Here is a 19,518-nt window from a genome sequence, read left to right on the forward strand (position 1 = left end):
GGACCCGCCGGTCCTCCGCCGTCGTGTCCGTGGCGCTGTGGCTCGCGCTCGCGCCGTTCGCGAGCTGGGCCGCGCTGCGGCTCACCGGCTGGGAGCCCGCGTTCCGGTGGTCCCAGCTCGTGTCCTTCACGCCGTACGCCGCCGCGGGGTCGGTCGTGCCGCCGCTCGTCGCGCTGGCGCTGCGCCGCCGTGCGGCGGCCGTCGCGGCGCTCGCGGTCGCCGCCGCGCTGGCCTCCGCCGTACTGCCCAGGGCGCTGCCGGACGGCGGGCCGCCGGTCACCGGCACGGAGCTGCGGGTGATGGCGGCCAACCTGTACTACAGCTCGACGCCGTCCGACGCGCTGATGGCCGAGGTGCGCCGGCGGCGGCCGGACGTGCTCGTGCTGTCCGAGCTCCAGTCCGGGACCGTGGCCGAGCTGGACCGGGCCGGGATCGCCGGGCTGCTGCCGTACCGGGCGGGGCTGGCCGGGGCGCGGTCGAAGGGGACCGCGATCTACTCGCGCCTGCCGATCGAGGAGGAGGGGCCGCCGCTGCCCGGCCCCGGCCCGCTCTCCGTGCCCGCCGTGGTGACGCTGCCCGGCGGGCAGCGGCTCGACGTGGTCGGGGTGCACACCTGCGCGCCGACCGGCGGCTGGCGGGCCCGGTGCTGGGCGGGGAGCGTGCGCGGGCTGCCCGCGGCGAACGGACGGCTGCGCGTGCTGGCCGGGGACTTCAACGCGACGCTCGACCACCGCGTGCTGCGCGACCTGGTCGCCACCGGCTACCGCGACGCGGCCGACGCGGCCGGACACGGGCTGGCCATGACGTGGCCCTACCGCGACCACCCCCGATGGTTCCCGAAGGCGGCGATCGACCACGTGCTCGCCGACTCCCGGATCGGGGTCCGCGGGTTCGCCACCGTGGACCTGCCGCGCAGCGACCACCGGGCCGTGGTCGCCGACCTGACGATCCCCCGGGAGGGCGCGTGACCCGCTGGCTGGTGACCGGCGCGACCGGGATGCTCGGCTCCGACCTGGTCGGCGTGCTCTCCCTGGCCGGGGAACGGGTCGTCGCGCTCGGCAGGCGCGACCTCGACCTGCTCGACCCCGCCGCCGTCGCCTCGGTCGTACGGGCCGTCCGGCCCGACGTGGTGGTCAACTGCGCCGCGTGGACGGCGGTGGACGACGCGGAGGTCAGGGAGGCCGAGGCCACGGCGGTCAACGGGCACGCCGTGGAGGTCCTCGCCGCGGTCTGCGGGCGGCGGCTGGTGCAGATCTCCACCGACTACGTCTTCGACGGCGCCGCGCCCGGACCGTACCCGGAGGACGCCCCGACCCGCCCGATCAACGCGTACGGCAGGAGCAAGCTCGCAGGGGAGCGGGCCGCGCTGAAGGGCGGTGGCCGGGTGGTCCGCACGGCCTGGCTCTACGGGGCGAACGGCCCGAACTTCGTCCAGACCATGGTCCGGCTGGCAGGCGAGCGGGACACCGTCTCCGTGGTGGCCGACCAGTTCGGCCAGCCGACCTGGTCGGGGGATCTGGCGGCGCAGATCGTCCGGATGGTGCGGGCGGGCGCGCCTCCGGGGGTCTATCACGGCACGAGCGGCGGCCGGACGAGCTGGCACGGGTTCGGGAGGGAGGTCTTCGCGCTGCTCGGCGCGGACCCGGAGCGGGTGCGGCCGATCCCGTCGGCGGAGCTCCCCCGGCCGGCCGCGCGCCCGGCGAACAGCGTGCTGGGGCACGCGGCGTGGGCCGGGTGCGGGCTGGCCCCGATCCGGGACTGGCGCGAGGCGCTGCACACGGCCTGGCCCTACCTGAGGGGTGTGGTGTCGTGTCACGTCTTCTGATGAGAGCCCGATATGCCGCGGATGTCGGCGATCAGGGGCCGGATGGAACGGTCGTGGTCGCATGACGGCGCCGCTGCCCGAGCGGGCCCGGAGGAGCACGGTCCTGGGGACGACGCTGGACGCGCTGAGCATGCGCGAGACGGTCGCCCGCTGCGTCGAGGCCGTCGAGGCCGGCGGGCGGCTGACCATCGGCGTGGTGAACGCGGCGAAAGTCGTCAACATGCGGTCGGACCCCGAGCTGCGCCGGTCGGTGCTCGACTGCGACCTGGTCCTCGCCGACGGCCAGGCGGTGGTGTGGGCCGCGTACGCCCTGGGCCACCGGCTCCCGGAGCGGGTGGCGGGCATCGACCTGTTCGCCGAACTGCTGGCCGAGGGGGAGCGGCGCGGGTACGGCGTCTACCTGCTCGGCGCGACGCCGCCGGTGCTCGGCCTGGTGGTGGCGGTGATCCGGCGCAGGTTCCCCGGCCTGCGGATCGCCGGGGTCCGCGACGGCTACTTCCCGGTGGAGGAGTCCGCCGAGGTCGCCGCGGAGATCGCGCGGTCCGGGGCCGACATGCTGTTCCTGGGGATCAGCTCACCCAAGAAGGAGATCTTCATCCGGGACTGGGGCGCGGCGACCGGGGCGAAGCTCGTCCACGGCGTCGGCGGCTCCTTCGACGTGCTGGCGGGGCGGACCCGCCGCGCCCCGCGCCTGTGGCAGCGGCTCGGGATCGAGTGGCTGTACCGGATGCTGCAGGAGCCGCTGCGGCTCGGTCCCCGGTACGTCAGGACCAACGCGAGGTTCGTCTACCTGGTCGTCGCCGAACTGCTGCGGCGCCGCCGGGCCTGACCCGAAGTTTCTGGAGGAGTCGACGTGACGCCGCACCGCAGAATCGCCCTGCTGGGCTCGCCGGGCCCGGTGGAGGACCTGCTGGAAGACATGCTGGAACTGGCGGTGCGCGGGCTGCCGCCCGCGTACGCCGACGGCGAGTTCGCCTTCACCCGCCGAGGACGGCGGGCGACGGACGGCTCATGGAGCGCCGCGCCCGAGGGCCGCAGCGTCCGCTACTCGGCGATCGTCGCGCTCGGCGTGGCGACACTTCCGGAGGAGCGGCAGCGCGCCGCGCTGGCCGGGGACACCGCGCTCGACCTGACCGGCCGCCTGGTCGCACGGCTGCCCGGGGTGACCGGCCTGGGCGACGCCGCGCTGATCTGCTGGGCGGCGGCGGAGACCGGCCACCCCGGCCTGGAGGCGGCGCTGCACCGTCTGGCCGAGCTGGACGACGGCTGCGCCGGGGAGCCCCAGATCTACACGGTCGAGGCCGCCTGGGCGCTCGCCGCGCTGGTCGCCGCGCGTGCCGTAGGGGGATCCGGCCCCGGCGCGGACGGGCGGCTGGAGCGCGCGCGGGCCCGGCTGCTGGCCGGGCTGTCCGCCGACCGGCTGTACCGGCACGTCCTCGGCAAGCGGTCCGGTCCCCTCGTCCCGTGGTACCGCGCGCACGTCGGCTGCTTCGCCGACCAGGTCTATCCGCTGCAGGCGCTGGCCCGGCTGCACGCGGCGACCGGGGACGGCGAGGCGCTGGCCGCCGCCGACCGGGTCGCGGCGGGGATCTGTGCCGCCCAGGGCGCGCAGGGGCAGTGGTGGTGGCACTACGACGCGAGGACCGGCGGCGTGGTCGAGGGCTATCCGGTGTACAGCGTCCACCAGCTCGCGATGGCGCCGATGGCCCTGCTGGACCTCGCCGACGCCGGAGGCGCCGCGCACCTCGACGAGATCGCCCTCGGCCTGGCCTGGATGGCCGGGCGGCCCGAGACGCCCGAGTCCCTGATCGACCCCCATCTCGCCCTCACCTGGCGCAAGGCCGCCAGGAACGACCCGAAGAAGCTGGTACGCGGGCTCCGGGCGACGAGCACCAGGGCCGTGCCGGGCGGCCGGCTCGCGGTCCTGGACCGGCTGTACCCGCCGGTCGTCGTCGACCGGGAGTGCCGGCCGTACGAGCTGGGGTGGCTCCTGTACGCCTGGCTGTTCGAGCCGCACGCGCGCGGGCGGTCCTGACCGCCCCGCACGTCACGGGCCGGTCCGGCTGCTCTCGTCCCGCAGCCAGGTGTCGAAGTCGCCGGCGCGCAGGGGGGCGCGGGCCCCGAACCTGGCCAGCACGGCGACCGCGACGAACAGCGCGACGGCGGGGAGCAGCCGGGGCTCGCGGGCCGCGACGGCGACCAGGTCGCGCGGGGCCGTCCGGGCCGAGGGCGCGCCCGCGCCCGCCACCCGTTCCAGCTCGCCGACGCCGGTCGCCGCGCGGATCCGGCGGCGGAGCAGGTCGGCGAACGTTCGGGGCGGATGGATGACGGCCCACACGCCCGAGAGGATCGCCCGCTCGGCGTCGCGGAAGGCGAGCGAGGCGGCGAGGTCGTCGGCCATGACGAGGGGCAGCGCGCGGATCCGGTCGTTGCCCTCCCGGTTCACCCCGATGGCCCCACGCGCGAACAGGCCGTTCCTGACCTGGGGCAAGCGGCTCCAGACCTCGTAGTAGGCGCGTACGGTCCACGGACGGCCGGCCAGTGCCAGCCGCCGCTCGGGGGCGGCGGCGAGCGGCGCGCCGGGGCCGGTGAGACGGGTGGCGAGGGCGCGGGCGGCCGCGGTGTCCAGGGTCACGTCGGCGTCCACGTAGAGCCGGGGGAAGCCGCGCGCCGCCGCGTCGCCCAGCCGGAGCGCCTCCCGTTTCGAGGCGACCGGTGTGGTGAGCACGCGGACATGCGGATCCCCGCCCGCGTGCCGCTCCGCGACGTCCGCCGTGTCGTCGGTGCATCCGTTCGCCACCACGACCACGTCGAACTCCCCGTGCCGGGCGTCGCGGAGCAGCGCGTCGAGCAGGCGGCCGATGACCCGCGCCTCGTTGTGCGCGGGGATCACGACGCTGATCACGCGAGTTCGGGGGAGTGCTCGGGGGCGTACCGGGGGAGCAGCCCGGCCCGCAGCGCCTCCGCCAGGGTCGGCGCCGCCGCGTCCTTCTCCGAGAGGACGGGCTCGACCCCGCCCGGCCAGGCTATGCCGACCTCGGGGTCGAGCGGGTGCACGCCGTGCTCCCGCCCCGGCGTGTACGGCTGGGAGCAGAGGTAGACGACGACCGCGCCCTCGGTGAGGGCGAGGAACGCGTGGCCGAGCCCCTCGGCGAGGTAGACCGCCCGCCGGGAGACGTCGTCGAGCACGACCCCCTCCCACCGTCCGAAGGTGGGCGACCCCACCCGGATATCGACGACGACGTCGTACACGCTCCCGGAGACGCAGGTGACGTATTTCGCCTGCCCGGGCGGGAAATCCGCGAAATGGATACCCCGCAGCGCGCCTTTTCTCGATACCGAGCAGTTCGCCTGCGCGAGGGGCATCGTGCGCCCGGTCGCCTTCCGTAACGGGTCGCCCTGGAACCATTCCAGGAAATCGCCGCGATGGTCATGATGGATCTGCGGCGTATGGAGCCATGCGCCGTCGATGCCGAGCCGGTCCATGACTGAAAGCATGGCATAGGAGTTGTAACGCTTGTAGGGATTCTCCCGAATATCAGACTGGTTGCTTTGATGCTTTGTGGGGAAATTCCGGAGCGCCATCCGCCGGTCCCACGTCGTTCGCGTACGTGAAACTGCCGCGAGAGATGCCAGTGAAGGGTCCGGGAGCCTTTTGATGACAACGTGCCGGTTGTGCGGCTCGTCCAACCTGGCGGGGGTCCTCGATCTTGGAGCCACGCCGCCCTGCGAGCGTTTCCTCACCGAGGAGATGCTCGGCGAGCCGGAGATCACCTATCCGTTGCACCTCCGGATCTGCGCCGACTGCCGCCTGGCCCAGATCCCGCCGCTGATCACTCCCGAGGAGACCTTCACCGAGTACGCCTACTTCTCGTCGTACTCGACCTCGTGGGTGCGGCACGCCCGCGCGTACGTGGACGACGCGGTGGAGCGGCTGCGGCCCTCGTTCGTGGTGGAGGTCGCCAGCAACGACGGCTACCTGCTGCGGCACGTCGTCGAGCGCGGGATCCGCTGCCTCGGCATCGAGCCGTCGGCCAACGTGGGCCGGGCCGCCAAGGAGGCGGGCGTGCCCACCCGCACCGCGTTCCTCGGTCCGGAGACCGGCGCCGCCGTACGGGCCGAGCACGGGCCGGCCGACCTGGTGGTGGCCAACAACGTCTACGCGCACGTCCCGGACGTCGTCGGGTTCACCGAGGGGCTGCGCGCACTGGTCGCCGACGACGGTTGGGTGTCGATCGAGGTCCAGCACCTGCTCACCCTGGTCGAGCTGAACCAGTACGACACGATCTACCACGAGCACTTCCAGTACTACACGGTCGCCTCGGCGCGGCGGGCTCTGGCCACCGGCGGGCTCGCCCTGGTGGATGTCGAGCTGCTGCCGACCCACGGCGGTTCGATCCGGCTGTGGGCCAGGCCGGAGGACGCGGCCGGGGAGCCGAGCGACCGGGTCGTCGAGGTGCTCGACCGGGAGAAAGCCGCCGGTCTGCACGATATGTCGGGATACGTGGAGTTCGCCGACCGGGTCGCGACGCTCCGGCGCGACCTGCTCCGGTTCCTCGTCGACGCCGCGGCCGAGGGGAGGACCGTCGTCGGCTACGGCGCGCCCGGCAAGGGGAACACCCTGCTCAACCACTGCGGGATCCGCCCGGACCTGCTCCGGTACACCGTGGACCGGAACCCGTACAAGCACGGCAGGTACACCCCGGGCGTGCGGATCCCGATCCTGCCGCCCGAGCGGATCGCGCTCGACCGGCCCGACTACGTCCTCGTCCTCCCGTGGAACCTGCGCGAGGAGATCACCGGCCAGCTCGCGTACGTACGCGAGTGGGGCGGCCGGCTGGTGTTCCCCATCCCGGCCCTGGAGGTCGTGTGAAGGTCGTCCTCTTCTGCGGGGGGAGGGGGACGCGGATGCGCAGCGCCCTGCCCGGCGGCGACCTGCCCAAGCCGATGCAGGTCGTCGGCCCCCGCCCCCTGCTCTGGCACGTCATGCGGTACTACGCGCACTTCGGGCACAAGGAGTTCATCCTCTGCCTCGGATACGGCGCGCAGCACATCAAGGACTTCTTCCTGAGCTACCGGGAGACGGATTCCAACGACTTCGTGCTGCGCGGCGGCCGGGTGGGCCTGCTCTCCACCGACATCTCCGACTGGACGATCTCGCTGGTGGACACCGGGCTCGACTCGCCGATCGGGGAGCGGCTGCGCCGGATCCGGCCCTACCTCGACGGCGACGACATCTTCCTGGCGAACTACGCCGACGTGCTCACCGACGCGCCGCTGCCGGAGATCGTCCAGCGGTTCGAGGCGGCGGACGCGGGCGCCTCGATGGTGGTCGTGCCGCCGTCCAACACGTTCCACTGCGTCGACGTCGGCGGCGACGGCAGGGTCGGCGGGATCACCCTGGTCAGCGAGATGCCGCTGTGGGTCAACGGCGGCTTCTTCGTTCTCCGGCAGGAGATCTTCGATCACATCCCGGAGAACGGCGACCTCGTCGCGGACGGCTGCGCCGAGCTGGCCAAACGCGGCCGGCTGCTCGCCTACCCGCACCGGGGGTACTGGCGGCCGAGCGACACCGTCAACCAGCGGCTCGAACTGGACCGGGCCTGGGCGCGCGGCGACCGCCCCTGGGCCCTGTGGGAGCACGCGTGATCGCGCTGCGGCCCGGGCCGCTCACCCGGATCGCCGCGCTCGCCGCGCACTGCGACGACATCGCGATCGGCGCGGGAGGGACCCTTCTCACGATCTGCGCCGCGCGTCCCGGCCTGCGGGTGGACGCGCTCGTGCTGTCCGGCGGGGGCACCGAACGCGAGGAGGAGGAGCGGGCCGCGCTGGCCGCCTTCTGCCCGGGGGCGGACCTGCGGCTCACCGTCGGGAAGCTCCCGGACGGCCGGCTGCCCGCCCACTGGGAGGAGGCCAAGGCGGCCGTGGAGGAGCTGCGGGCCTGCGGCGATCCCGACCTGCTGCTCGCCCCGAACCGGGCCGACGCCCACCAGGACCACCGGGGTCTGGCCGAGCTGGTGCCCACCGCGTTCCGGAACCACCTCGCGCTCGGCTACGAGATCGCCAAATGGGACGCCGACCTCGGCCGGCCCTCGATCTACCAGCCGCTCGCCGACGAGATGGCCGAAGAGAAGGTCGCGCTGCTGCTGCGGCACTACCCCTCCCAGCGGCACCGCCCGTGGTACGACCGCGAGGCGTTCCTCGGTCTCGCCCGGCTCCGCGGGATCGAGTGCCACGCCCGCTACGCCGAAGCCTTCCACGTGACCAAGCTGACACTCGACCTGGAGAACTGATGCGCGTACTGCTGACCGGGCACCAGGGCTATCTCGGCACGGCGATGGCGCCGGTCCTCGCCGCCGCCGGGCACGAGGTCACCGGCCTGGACTCCGGGCTGTTCGCCGACTGCGTGCTCGGGCCGCCGCCGGCCGATCCGGAGGCGTACACGGTGGACCTGCGCGACGTCGAGCCGCGCCATCTCGCCGGGTTCGACGCGGTGGTCCACCTGGCCGCGCTGTCCAACGACCCGCTGGGCTCGCTCGCGCCGGAGCTGACCTACGAGATCAACCACCACGCGTCGGTACGGCTGGCCCGGCTGGCCAGGGACGCGGGCGTGCACCGGTTCCTGTACGCCTCCACGTGCTCTGTCTACGGGGCCTCCGGCGGTGACGACCTGCTGGACGAGGACGCCCCGCTCCGGCCCGTGACGCCGTACGCGGAGTCGAAGGTCCGGGTGGAAGACGACCTCGTCGCGTTGGCGGACGGCGACTTCAGCCCGGTGTTCCTCAGGAACGCCACCGCGTTCGGCTTCTCGCCCCGCCCGCGCGCCGACATCGTGCTGAACAACCTGGTCGGCCACGCGTACCTGAGCGGAGAGGTGCGGGTGCTGTCCGACGGCACGCCGTGGCGGCCGCTGGTCCACGCCCTGGACATCGCCGAGGCCTTCCGCGCCGCGCTCACCGCGCCCAGGGACGCGGTGCACACCAGGGCGTTCAACGTCGGCACCGAGCGGAACAACCTGACGGTCGCGGAGATCGCCGCCGAGGTCGTCGAGGCGGTGCCCGGCGCCGAGCTGGTCATCACCGGCGAGACCGGCGCCGATCCGCGGTCCTACCGGGTGGACTTCTCCCGGGTGCGGGCCGCCCTGCCCGGCTACGAGGCGCGCCGGACGGTCAAGGACGGGGCGGTGGAGCTGATCGACGCCTACCGGGGGTTCGGCCTGACCCGGGAGGCGTTCGACCGCCGTTTCACCCGGCTCGCCAGGCTCTCCGAACGCCGGGCGGCGGGCACCGTCGACGCGTCGCTGCGCCCGTGACCGACGGCGCCCGGATGCACGCGCTGGTGCGCCGTCTCTATCCGCTGTGCCGCAGCATCACCGGCGACGGCGTCCGGCGCACGCTGGAGATCGTGTCTGAGTCGATCCCGCTGGAGATCAGCGAGGTGCCGACCGGGACCGAGGTGCTCGACTGGACGGTCCCCAAGGAGTGGAACATCCGCGACGCCTACATCAAGGACCCGGCGGGGAACCGGGTGGTGGACTTCGCCCGGCTCAACCTGCACGTCGTCGGCTACAGCGTGCCGGTGTCGGCCACCATGACGCTGGACGAGCTGCGCCCGCACCTCCACACCCTGCCCGCGCAGCCCGACCTGGTGCCGTACCGGACCGGTTACTACGCCGAGACGTGGGGCTTCTGCCTGAGCGAGAACACGCTGGCCGCGCTCGGGCCGGGGCCGTACGAGGTGCGGGTGGACTCCACGCTCGCGGACGGGCACCTGACGTACGGCGAGCACGTGATCCCGGGGAGCGGCGCGGACGAGGTGCTGATCTCGTGCCACGTCTGCCACCCGTCCCTGGCGAACGACAACCTGGCCGGGATCGCGGTGGCGGCCCGGCTGGCCCGCCGGCTGGCCGGTAAGGAACTGCGGTACACCTACCGCTTCGTCTTCGCGCCGGGCACGATCGGCGCGATCACCTGGCTGGCACGCAACCGGGACCGTGTCTCCCGGATCAGGCACGGCGTCGTCCTGGCCTGCGCCGGGGACCGGGGCGCGCTCACCTACAAGCGGAGCAGGCGCGGGGACGCCGAGATCGACCGCGTGTTCGCGCACGTCCTGCGCGGGCGCGAGCACACGATCCGGGACTTCACGCCCTACGGCTACGACGAGCGGCAGTACTGCTCGCCCGGCTTCGACCTGCCGGTGGGCTCGCTGACCCGGACGCCGTACGCCGGATATCCGGAGTACCACACCTCGGCCGACGATCCGGACTTCGTGTCGGCCGAGGCCATGGAGGACACCCTGGACGCGCTCGAACGGGCGGTCGAGGTGCTGGAGCGGAACCGCCGTTACCGGAACCTGAGCCCGTACGGCGAGCCCCAGCTCGGACGGCGCGGCCTGTACGGCTCCCTCGGCGGGCGGAGCGACGCGGAGAGCCGGCAGATGGCGATGTTGTGGGTACTGAACCTCTCCGACGGCGACCACGACCTCCTCGACATCGCCGAGCGGTCCGGACTTCCGTTCGCCGCGGTGGCGGACGCGGCGGACGCCCTGCGCGGCGCGGGACTGGTGAAGGAGTAAGCGGCGATGACGCGGCTCAAGGTGGGCGACGTTGTGGAGGTTCGCAGCGAGGAGGAGATCCTCGCGACTCTGGACGAGAAGGGCGAGCTGGACAGCCTGCCCTTCATGCCGGAGATGCGGCGGTTCTGCGGGCGCAGGCTCGTCGTGCACAAGGTGGCGCACAAGCTCTGCGACACGATCAGCGGCACAGGCATGCGGCGGATGGAGGACACGGTCCACCTCGCCGAGGCACGGTGCGACGGCGCGGCGCACGGCGGCTGCCAGACGGCGTGCTCGCTGTACTGGAAGGAGGCGTGGCTGCGGCGGGCCGAGCCGGGCGAGCCGGAGCCGCCGGTCCCCGACCGGCCGCGGCGCTCGCTGCCCCTGCTGGAGGTCAACACCAGGCGGGAGCCGGGACCCGGAGGCGAGGAGCGGTTCCGCTGCCAGGCGACCGAGCTGCTGCGCGCCGCCCCCGAGCGGCTGCCGTTCAAGAACCTGGAGCAGTACGTCACGGACGTGCGGACCGGCAACGCGGGCGTCCTCTCCACCGCGCGCACGCTCTTCTTCGGGCTGTTCAACCGCGTACAGGCGGCGTCCCGCCGGCTGCCCCGGCGGTTGCGGTTCAGAGGCGGGCTGAGCTGGGGTTTCGTCGGTCCCGGCCCGAACAGCGGCGCGACGCCGACCGCCGCCTCCGACCTCAAGCCGGGAGAGCTGGTCCGGGTCAGGAGCAAGGAGGAGATCGTCGCCACCCTGAACGGCGAACGGTTCAACCGCGGCCTGGGGTTCGAGGAGGAGATGGCGCGCTACTGCGGGAAGGTGGCCCGCGTCCAGGCGCGGGTCGAACGGTGCATCGACGAGAAGACCGGCCGGATGCTCGAAATGCGGAACCCGTGCATCGTGCTGGAGCGGGTCGTGTGCGCGGGCGTCTACAAGGCGAACTGCCCGCGTGAGTTCCTCCCGTTCTGGCGGGAGATCTGGCTGGAGCGGGTCGGCGAGCCGGAACGCGGCCGGGACGGCGGGCTGGAACGCGGCCGGGACGGCGGGCTGGAATGAGGCTCCGGGAGGGCGGCACATGCGGGAGCACGGGGGCGCGGAGCCGGTGACGGCCGAGCCGTCCGGCGAGTCGCCGGACGGGAGCGCCGGGCACGTCGCGGAGATCGGCCGCAAGGCCGGCCGCGGCCTGGGCTGGAGCCTGCTGGGGACGCTGGCGACGCGGGCCGGATCCTTCGTGATGGGCCTGGCGCTCGCCCGCCTGCTGTCCCCGGCCGACTTCGGCGTCTACGCGGTGGCGCTGGCCGCCACGCAGCTCGTCATGGTGGTCAAGGACATCGGCGTCATGGCGGCGGTCGTGCAGTGGCGGGGCAGGCTGGAGGAGGTCGCGCCCACCGCCACGACCCTCGCCATGATCTCCGCCGTCACCCTGTACGGCGTCTTCTGGGTGGGCGCGCCGTACTTCTCCCGGCTGGCCGGCAGCGAGGAGGCGGTCCCGGTTGTCCGGCTGCTCACCGCGGTCATCCTGATCGAGGCGGTGACCGCGGTCCGCACCGCGGCGCTGCTGCGCGGGTTCCAGGTCGCCAAGACGTCCAGGGCGGTCCTGGCCGGCTTCGCGGTCAACGCCCCGGTGGCGATCGCGCTGGCCGCACACGGCGCCGGACCCTCCAGCTTCGCCTGGGGCCAGGTCGCCGGAGCCGTGGTCACCGGCGTCTCCATGCTCGGGTACGCCCGCCTGCCCTGGCGGATGGCGTTCGACCGGCGGACGGCGGCGCGGCTGCTGCGGTTCGGCGTCCCCTCGGCCGCGGGCATGGCCCTGGAGGCCGCGCTGCTCAACGTCGGCTACGTCATCGTCGGCGCGAACATGGGGCCGACGTGGACCGGCCTGTACCTGATGGCCTTCAACGTGTCGAGCTGGGTGCCCGGCCTGGTCGGCACCGCCGTCCGGTCGGTGTCGATCTCCGGGTTCTCGCGGCTGGCCGAGCGCGACCCGGACGCGCTGTCCGTGGGCGTGCAGCGTTCGGTGCCGATCCTGGTCGCCGCCGTGCTGCCGCTCGCCGTGCTGATGGGGGTGCTCGCCCGTCCGCTGATCCGGTTCCTGTACGGCGACGCCTGGATACCGTCCGCGGAGGTGCTGCGCTTTCTCGCGGTGCTGATGGTGGCGCGGATGCTCACCTCCTTCGCCCTGGACATCCTCAACGGGCAGGGCGCCACCCGCTCGACCGTCTGGATGAACCTCGGGCACGCCGCCGCGCTGGTGCCCGCGGTGATCGTCGGTACCCGGCTCGACGGCATCCGCGGCGCGGCGGTCGGCCAGGCGGCGGCCGCGCTCGTCGTCGCGCTGCCGCTCGCGGCGCTCGCCGTGCGGCGGGCGGGCGTACGGCTCGCTCCGATGCTCGCGGCTCTCGCCCGGCCGCTGGGCGGCGCGGCGCTCGCCCTCGGCGTCACCCTGGCCGTCGCGGCCCTCGCCGGGGAGAGCCCCCTCCCGCAGCTCGTGCTCGGGGGCGGCGCGGGCGTGCTCGTCTACGCCCTGGCCGTCGTCCCGATGGAGCGGCTCAAGACCGTGAGCAGGACGGTCCTGCGCGTCGCCGATCGCCGAGGAGGCTCATGATGCCCGGCCCCGACACCCTGGTGTCCGTCGGTCTTCCCGTACGCAACGGGGCCGGCCAACTGGAGGCCGCCGTACGGTCCGTGCTGGCCCAGGACCACGAGCGGCTGGAGCTCGTCATCTCCGACAACGCGTCCACCGACGGCACCGAGGAGCTGTGCCGGGCGCTCGCCCGGGAGGACGACCGGATCGTCTACCACCGGCAGCCGCGCGACGTCGGTGTGATCGGCAACTTCACCACGGCCCTGCGGCTGGCCAGGGGCGAGTTCTTCCGCTGGATAGGGGACGACGACCGGCTGGAGCCGCGGTACGTCTCCGGCGCGCTCGGGCCGTTCGCGGCGGACGACCGGCTGATCCTGGTCACCACCGGGATGTCGTACACCGACGTGGACGGCTCGGTCCTCCGGCCGAGCTACCGGGGCACCGGCATGCTCTCGGACGACCCGGTCGACCGGCTGACCGAGCTGTGGGAGACGGTGACCACCCAGCACCACGGGCTCGACCCGCTGTACGGCATGATGCGCCGCGCCGCGGTCGCCCGCATCCGCAGGCCCGTGATGATCCGCGAGGACGAGGTGTACGCCACGATGCTGTGCCTGGCCGCGCCCTGGGGGCACGTGCCCGAGGTACTGGCGCACCGCAACCTGCGCGGCCGCCGCCTGTCGCACATCGCCCGCGCGCTCGGCGTCCCCGCCTGGACCGCGCACTTCGCGACGACGCTGCAGTTCCGCGCGATGAACCGGTGCCTGCGGGACGTGGACCTCACCCCCGAGCAGCTCCGGCGGGCCCGCGCCCTGCTGCTGCGGATCTACGGCCGCCGTCAGCGGCAGGTGCTCGCGCACCGGAGCAGGAAGCTCGTCAGGCTCGCGGCCGGCCTGATCCGCTGACGCGCGCCGGTCACCGCCCCGAGCGGGTACGGCGGCGCGTCGCGGCCGCCACGGCGGCCCGCATCCCCCGCACGCTCCGGTGCCGCTGGAACGGCAGCTCGAAGACGGACGCGAACAGCCAGGCCGCGAGCACGGAGAGCGGCGCGGCCACGGCCGACATGGCGAGGAACAGCGGCACGCCGGACGGCAGGCGCGGGGCGAGCAGCAGCTCGGCCAGGGCCACCACGATCGGCGCGTGGATCAGGTAGAGGCTGTAGGAGAACGAGCCGAGCCGTCGCAGCGGCCGCGTGTCGAGCAGGCGGACCAGCGGCGCCGGGCGTCCGCGCGCGACGGCGGCCAGCAGGAGGCCGACGGCGGGCCCGACCGCCAGATCGACCCAGAAATAGTGCTCGACCGTCCACGCGGCTCCGGCCAGGGCGATCAGCAGCAGCACGGGCACGGCCGCCGCCGGAGCCGCCCAGGGCAGCGCCCGCGTCCACGGCGCGGGCACACCGCCGACCGCCCCCGCCGGTTCCACCCGTTCCGCCGGTTTCGCCGCCCCCGCCGCGACCGCGCCGATCGCGAACAGCACGGCGAACTGCGGGGTGAGCCGCATGAACAGGTCCACGGCGGGCACGTGCGGCGCGGCCAGCCCGATCGCGGCGACGAGGCAGGTGACCGCGCCGAGCAGGACGGCTGCTCCGGCCCGCCGCCGTACCAGCAGCATCAGCGGGAACGCCAGGTAGAGCTGGGCCTCCACCGCGATGGACCAGAAGGCGCCGTTGGGACTCGGCGCGCCGAAGAGGTCCTGCACCAGCAGCCCGTAGACGACCACCGACTTGGCCGTCGGCGGGCCCTGCCCCGGCTGGGGGACCAGCGTCCACGCCACGACGAGGCTGAACGCCAGGGCGGCCCAGTACGGCGGCAGGATGCGCCAGGCCCGGCGCCGGGCGAACCGGCGCAGGCCGTCCAGCCGCCACCCCGCCCGGGCCGGCGAGACGGCCAGGGAGAAGCCGGACAGCACGATGAACACCACCACGGCCAGGTGCCCGTAGGCGAGCCAGCCGGACCAGGCCGGGGCGGCGGCGGACGGGAAGCCGGGGAAGGACAGCAGCCAGCAGTGGTGCAGGACCACGAACAGGGCGGCCAGGCCGCGGATGCCGTCCAGCCCGGCGATCCGCGCGGGCGGCGCGGCCGCGGCGCCCGGAGGCGTCGCGGGAACGGTGGTGCGTCCTTCGGCGGACTCCATGCGCAGCGCCCCCGTGGCCCTCTCCGGATGTGGACGGCCGGTACGGACCCGGCCGGAGGGTTTATCGCTCCGGCGCGGCCCGGCGCAACACCGCGGGCGCCGGTCCGGATTACGGTCGTTTCCGGCGCGATTTCGGTCCTCCGACCTGCTGTAACAGGCGGGAAGCCGGCGACGATAACCCCCGGGCGACGGCCGGGCGATGACACGGTTCGCGGCCATCGGAGGCGAGGGGCGATCGGGGGGCGGATGGAGTTCTGGAAGGCCGTCGCCGCACTCGCCAGGAACCGGTTCGTCGGGCCGCCCCTGCTGGCGCTGGCGCTGGTGGCCGGCGTGGTCGCCTTCCTCGCCGTCCCCGGCGGATACCGTACGGACACGTCGCTCGTGCTCGCCACGCCGACCAACGGCGGCGTGCTCTCCAGGGACCCCAACCGGCCCACCGGGCAGGCCAACCCGCTGCTGCAGTTCAGCGACGCGCTGCGGACCGCGGCGAGCATCGTCATCCAGTCGCTGAACACCGAGGAGTCCAGGGCCCGGGTCGGCGCGCCCAAGGACGGCCCGGTGGACCTCGTGATCGACGACGGGCGCAGCAACCCGCGCGTTCTGGACATCTCCGGGCCGTACGTCTACATCGCGGTGGAGGCGCCCTCGGAGAAGACGGCGTCCGAGGTGCTCACGGCCACGCGACAGCGGGTCGTCGACGAGGTGGTCGACTGGCAGAAGGAGCTCGGCGCGCCGCCCGCGACCTTCCTGACCGTCGCCACCATCGTGCCGCCCTCCATGCCGGAGCCGGTCACCCGCGCGAGGTGGCAGGCGGCGGCCGGCGCCGGACTGCTGGTCCTGGCCGGCGGGCTCTGCGTCGCGTACGGCCTGGCCCGCCGGAAGGCACGCCGCGTCCGGCAGGAGACCCCGGCCGAGGCCGCCACCCCTGAGACGGCCGAGGAGTTCGAGAGGGCCGAGAACGCCATTCCCGAGACCGCGGAGAAGGTCGCGACGACCTCGGGCGACGACGGGGACTGAGCGCATGGACTTCTGGGGCACGGTGGGCGTCCTGTTCCGGCGGTGGTACGTCGCCCTTCCCGCCTTCCTGCTGGTGCTCGCCGGGGCGGCCGGCGTGTACGCCCGGTTCCCGAAGACCTACACCTCCACCTCGGCGTTCGTGCTCATGATCCCGCCGTCGGGTGGGAGCCTTCCGACCGACCCCGAATTCCCCAACCCGTTGACGAACCCGCTGGTCAACTTCGACGCCGGACTCGGCCTGTCCGCCTCGCTGCTCATCCAGGCGCTCAGCACGGCCGAGGTGGCCGCGAAGGTCGGCGTGACCCCCGGAGGCCGGACCACCTACACGATCAGCAACGGCACGACCAACCAGGAGCTGATGATCAGTCTTCCGTACATCGTCGTCACCGCGGAGGCGCCCACTCCTGAGGAGGCCCACCGGGTCGTCGTCCGGATCAACGAGCTGGCCAAGGAGGAACTGGTCCGGCAGCAGCGGGCGCTCCAGGCGCCGCCCGCCACCTACCTCACCACGCTGCAGGCGGTGCCGCCGACCGCGCCGGTGGAGAAGACGGGCAGCAGACTGCGCGCCCTCGTCGTGGCGCTGGCGATGGGCTGCTTCCTCAGCCTGGCCGCCACCTTCGCGGTGGAGAACTGGGCGTTCCGCCGTCGCGCGCACCGGGACGAGGACGGGGAGCCGCCGAGCCGCGCCGACGCGCCGACCGCGCCGGCCGCCTCCGCAGGGCTCGAACCCGCCGCGCCCCTGAGGCAGGCACCCGCCGTGCCCCCGGCCCACGGCCCCGTCGCGTCTCTGGGACAGGCACCCGCCGTGCCCCCGGCCCACGGGCCCGTCGCGTCTCTGGGACAGGCACCCTCCGCGCCTCCGGCCCACGGGCCCGTCGCGTCGCCTGGGCACGGCTAGCCGTGGCGCGCACCCCCTCCCGGCCCGGCCCCTTGCCCGCCTCGCGGCCCGCCTTCCGATCTGCCGGACGCGCCGTGGCGGTCGGCGGCCCCGGAGCGCGTTCGGCCGACGGCGCCACGCTGCTCGCCCTGTTCGTGCTGGCCCAGTTCGTCATCCCGGCCCGGCTGGTGCTGCGCGGGCTGCCCATGTCGCTGACGGTCGCCGACATCGTGGCGCTGCTCCTCCTGCTCCTCTGGCTGCTCGCCCAGTTCACCACCACGCTCGGCGTCGCCAAGGGCCGCAACCCGGTCCGCACCGGGATCTTCACGTACGGCATGGTCATGCTGACCTGCTACGGCTTCGCCGTTCTCGCGTACCTGCCGTCGGACGAGCTGAACCTCGCGGACCACTCGCTGGTGTTGCTGGTCGGCGCGGTCGGCCTGATGCTGGCGACCTGCGACGGAGTGCGCGCCCCGGACCGGCTCGACCTCGTGCTGAAGACCGTCGTGGTCGCCGGCGCCATCGTCTCCGTCGTCGCGTCGCTGCAGTACCTGCTGAATATCGACCTGACCACCCACATGGTGATCCCGGGGCTGCGGCACACGTCGGTGACGGACACCACGGCCGTGATGTCCCGGGCGGACCTGCGGCGGGTGGCCGGAACCCTCGGGCACCCCATCGAGCTCGGGGTGGTCTGCGCGATGATCATCCCGTTCGGGGCGCACTTCGCCTTCCAGGCGCGCAGCCGGGGAGAGCCGGCGCTCCGCTGGTGGCTGTGCACCGTGCTGATCGCGGCCGGGCTGATGTTCTCGGTGTCCAGGTCGGCCGTGCTCGGCCTGGCGGCCATCGGGTGCGTGCTGTTCGTGGGCTGGCCGGTCCGGCGCTGGCTGGTCACCCTGGCGGCGCTCGTCGCCTTCCTCGGCGCCGTGAAGGTCGCCGCGCCGGGGCTGCTCGGCACGTTCTTCAGTCTGTTCGCCAACGCGGCCTCGGACGACAGCATCCTCTACCGGACGCACGACTATCCGTTCGCGATGCTGGAGGCGGCCAAGCACCCGATCTTCGGCAGAGGCGCCGGCACCTGGTACGCGTACAAGCACCAGGTGTTCGACAACCAGTACCTCCTGTCGCTGGTGGAGACGGGCGTGGTCGGCGCGGTGGCGTTCGTCGCGGTCATCCTGTGCGGGCTGGTCGTCGCGCTGCGGGCGCGCGCGCTCAGCGCGGACGAGAACGTCCGCAACCTCGCCCTCACGATCGCCGCGTGCCTGCTCGTGCCGCTCGTCGGGGCGGCCACCTTCGACCTGCTGTCCTACCCGGGGGTCACCGCCCTGATGTTCCTGCTGATCGGGGCGGCGGGCGCGATGCTGCGGATGGCGCGGGACGGCGTCACCGGCGGCGGAGGCGTCGGCGACGCCGGTGGCGGGGTCAGCCGGGCGTGACCGTTCCGCCGTCCTCCCAGGTGTTGCCCCGCCAGACGTTGCCCCTGCCGTGCGCGTCCCAGTACGCCACCGGACCGGCGGAGCCGCCGTTCCGCCACACCCTCCGGCTGAACACGTTGTCGACGATCTTCACGTTGGAGGAGGCGCCCTTGCCGCCCGCCCCCGCGTACAGGGTCCAGCCTCCTCCGGCGAGAAGGTTGTCCTGGACGGTGACGTTACGCACGACGCCGAAGTCCTGGAACAGCGAGACGGCGCCGGTCTGGTCGAGGGTGTTGACGATGGTGTTGTGCCGGATGATCAGTTCGGTGCCCTCGACGGCGGGCCCGTTACTCATGATCATGTCGGTGTGGTCGCCGGAATAGTACTTGGGATCGTGGAGGTAGGAGTCCTCGACCAGTCCCTGGTCCGTGGAGACGCCCTTCGAGATCGTGTGGATCTCCACCCGGCGCACAGTGATCATCACGCCCTGGTTGAGTATGCCGAACTGCGTGCGCCGCCTGCCGTTACCGAAGACCTCCGAGTCCTCGACGGTCAGTCCGGTGTGCCCCTTCCGCTGGAGGATGCCCCAGTAGTCGGAGACGCCGCGGACGCGGGTGTTCCGGATCGTCACGTTGTCGGCCTCGACGGTGATGGAGCCGGTGACCTCCAGCCCGTCGACGACCATGCCGTCCCTGGTCACCGTGAACGACGTGGACGGCCGCAGCCGTACGCCGGGGGGAACGCCGGTGTCGTCCGGGCCGGGCCAGGCGCGCGCCGGTGCGGGCGGAGTGGGCGTCCGCACGGTAGGGGTGGGCCGGTGTCCCGGCCGTCCGGACGCGTGGACGCCGGTCGGCGTGGCGGCGGACGGGTCGCCCGGCGGGTTCGCGCGGCAGCCGGACACCAGGGGAAGCAGGGCCGAGACGGCGGCGATCCATGCCGTCGCCCCGCCGCGTACGGGACGCGCCGGGACGCGGGAACGCGGGGAGGAGGGCGCGACCGTGGTGGCCCCTGTGGTGGGCTCTGTGGCGGGCTCTGTGGCGGGCTCTGCGGCGGGCTCCAGGAGGTACGGCTCCATCGCCCCATCGTGCGCGTGGGAGGGCGCTCCGGGGGCCGGTAT

At 73.7% G+C, this 19,518-nt stretch carries 19 protein-coding genes; 15 read left to right on the plus strand and 4 right to left on the minus strand.

All coding sequences use genetic code 11. The annotated features are described in order from the left end of the window. The 4 genes from AWQ68_RS45055 to AWQ68_RS19520 form a co-directional block, all read left to right on the plus strand. On the plus strand, positions 1-968 hold a 968-nt coding region (locus AWQ68_RS45055; RefSeq protein WP_084464174.1), incomplete at its 5' end, for an endonuclease/exonuclease/phosphatase family protein. Beyond that, positions 965-1,825: a dTDP-4-dehydrorhamnose reductase gene (gene rfbD, locus AWQ68_RS19510; RefSeq protein ID WP_245655993.1), complete on the plus strand. Its 861-nt coding sequence runs from the start codon at positions 965-967 to the stop codon at positions 1,823-1,825. The genes AWQ68_RS45055 and rfbD, both read left to right, overlap by 4 nt. Positions 1,826-1,886: 61 nt before the next feature. After that, on the plus strand, positions 1,887-2,654 hold the full coding sequence (locus tag AWQ68_RS19515) for a WecB/TagA/CpsF family glycosyltransferase (protein ID WP_066942293.1): 768 nt from the start codon (positions 1,887-1,889) through the stop codon (positions 2,652-2,654). Positions 2,655-2,678: 24 nt separating this feature from the next. Then, positions 2,679-3,860 (plus strand): hypothetical protein, encoded by a 1,182-nt coding sequence (locus AWQ68_RS19520; RefSeq protein ID WP_066942294.1) that lies wholly within the window; start codon positions 2,679-2,681, stop codon positions 3,858-3,860. A 12-nt stretch (positions 3,861-3,872) separates the two neighbouring features. Here AWQ68_RS19520 and AWQ68_RS19525 read toward each other — a convergent pair whose 3' ends face one another. Together AWQ68_RS19525 and AWQ68_RS19530 are read right to left on the minus strand one after the other, a co-directional pair. After that, the gene (locus tag AWQ68_RS19525; RefSeq protein ID WP_066942295.1) at positions 3,873-4,730 is read right to left on the minus strand and encodes a glycosyltransferase family 2 protein; all 858 of its coding nucleotides are present in this window, start codon (positions 4,728-4,730) and stop codon (positions 3,873-3,875) included. Beyond that, positions 4,727-5,311: a dTDP-4-dehydrorhamnose 3,5-epimerase family protein gene (locus AWQ68_RS19530; RefSeq protein ID WP_066942377.1), complete on the minus strand. Its 585-nt coding sequence runs from the start codon at positions 5,309-5,311 to the stop codon at positions 4,727-4,729. The genes AWQ68_RS19525 and AWQ68_RS19530 overlap by 4 nt, the downstream gene beginning before the upstream one ends. A gap of 172 nt (positions 5,312-5,483) precedes the next feature. Between AWQ68_RS19530 and AWQ68_RS19535 the strand changes: the two genes are divergently transcribed. The 8 genes from AWQ68_RS19535 to AWQ68_RS19570 are packed head-to-tail and all read left to right on the plus strand — an operon-like array spanning position 5,484 to position 13,864. After that, positions 5,484-6,698, plus strand: coding sequence for a class I SAM-dependent methyltransferase (locus AWQ68_RS19535; protein WP_066942296.1), 1,215 nt, complete (start codon positions 5,484-5,486; stop codon positions 6,696-6,698). After that, positions 6,695-7,474, plus strand: coding sequence for a glycosyltransferase family protein (locus AWQ68_RS19540; protein WP_066942297.1), 780 nt, complete (start codon positions 6,695-6,697; stop codon positions 7,472-7,474). The genes AWQ68_RS19535 and AWQ68_RS19540 overlap by 4 nt, the downstream gene beginning before the upstream one ends. Beyond that, positions 7,471-8,118 carry a PIG-L deacetylase family protein gene (locus AWQ68_RS19545; protein ID WP_066942298.1) on the plus strand — a complete coding sequence of 216 codons (648 nt, stop codon included), beginning with the start codon at positions 7,471-7,473 and terminating at the stop codon, positions 8,116-8,118. The genes AWQ68_RS19540 and AWQ68_RS19545 overlap by 4 nt, the downstream gene beginning before the upstream one ends. Continuing rightward, complete coding sequence (locus tag AWQ68_RS19550) at positions 8,118-9,137, plus strand: NAD-dependent epimerase/dehydratase family protein (protein WP_066942299.1); 1,020 nt, start codon at positions 8,118-8,120, stop codon at positions 9,135-9,137. Before AWQ68_RS19545 ends, AWQ68_RS19550 begins: the two co-directional genes overlap by 1 nt. Then, on the plus strand, positions 9,134-10,399 hold the full coding sequence (locus tag AWQ68_RS19555) for a DUF4910 domain-containing protein (RefSeq protein ID WP_245655994.1): 1,266 nt from the start codon (positions 9,134-9,136) through the stop codon (positions 10,397-10,399). Before AWQ68_RS19550 ends, AWQ68_RS19555 begins: the two co-directional genes overlap by 4 nt. A gap of 6 nt (positions 10,400-10,405) precedes the next feature. Continuing rightward, a complete protein-coding gene (locus tag AWQ68_RS19560; RefSeq protein ID WP_084464176.1) occupies positions 10,406-11,431 on the plus strand; it encodes a hypothetical protein in 1,026 nt (341 codons plus the stop codon). A 19-nt stretch (positions 11,432-11,450) separates the two neighbouring features. Next, positions 11,451-12,980 carry an oligosaccharide flippase family protein gene (locus AWQ68_RS19565; protein WP_066942300.1) on the plus strand — a complete coding sequence of 510 codons (1,530 nt, stop codon included), beginning with the start codon at positions 11,451-11,453 and terminating at the stop codon, positions 12,978-12,980. Then, positions 12,980-13,864, plus strand: a complete 885-nt coding sequence (locus tag AWQ68_RS19570; protein WP_066942301.1) for a glycosyltransferase family 2 protein — start codon at positions 12,980-12,982, stop codon at positions 13,862-13,864. Before AWQ68_RS19565 ends, AWQ68_RS19570 begins: the two co-directional genes overlap by 1 nt. A 10-nt stretch (positions 13,865-13,874) precedes the next feature. Here the strand turns inward: AWQ68_RS19570 and AWQ68_RS19575 are convergent, their stop codons facing one another. Continuing rightward, on the minus strand, positions 13,875-15,092 hold the full coding sequence (locus AWQ68_RS19575) for an acyltransferase family protein (protein WP_066942302.1): 1,218 nt from the start codon (positions 15,090-15,092) through the stop codon (positions 13,875-13,877). A gap of 246 nt (positions 15,093-15,338) precedes the next feature. On the opposite strand from AWQ68_RS19575, the gene AWQ68_RS19580 reads away from it, so the two are divergent. From AWQ68_RS19580 to AWQ68_RS19590, 3 genes are all read left to right on the plus strand, one after another. Then, complete coding sequence (locus AWQ68_RS19580; protein ID WP_066942303.1) at positions 15,339-16,109, plus strand: hypothetical protein; 771 nt, start codon at positions 15,339-15,341, stop codon at positions 16,107-16,109. Between the two features lie 4 nt (positions 16,110-16,113). Further along, the gene (locus AWQ68_RS19585; RefSeq protein ID WP_066942304.1) at positions 16,114-17,007 is read left to right on the plus strand and encodes a YveK family protein; all 894 of its coding nucleotides are present in this window, start codon (positions 16,114-16,116) and stop codon (positions 17,005-17,007) included. Between the two features lie 74 nt (positions 17,008-17,081). Then, positions 17,082-18,422, plus strand: coding sequence for an O-antigen ligase family protein (locus AWQ68_RS19590; RefSeq protein WP_084464177.1), 1,341 nt, complete (start codon positions 17,082-17,084; stop codon positions 18,420-18,422). On the opposite strand, the gene AWQ68_RS46365 is transcribed toward AWQ68_RS19590, so the two are convergent. After that, positions 18,409-19,476: a right-handed parallel beta-helix repeat-containing protein gene (locus AWQ68_RS46365; RefSeq protein WP_066942306.1), complete on the minus strand. Its 1,068-nt coding sequence runs from the start codon at positions 19,474-19,476 to the stop codon at positions 18,409-18,411. The genes AWQ68_RS19590 and AWQ68_RS46365 overlap by 14 nt on opposite strands. Between the last annotated feature and the right edge of the window lie 42 nt (positions 19,477-19,518).

It is taken from the genome of Microtetraspora fusca, from assembly GCF_001570365.1.
Taxonomy (GTDB): Bacteria; Actinomycetota; Actinomycetes; order Streptosporangiales; family Streptosporangiaceae; genus Microtetraspora; species Microtetraspora fusca.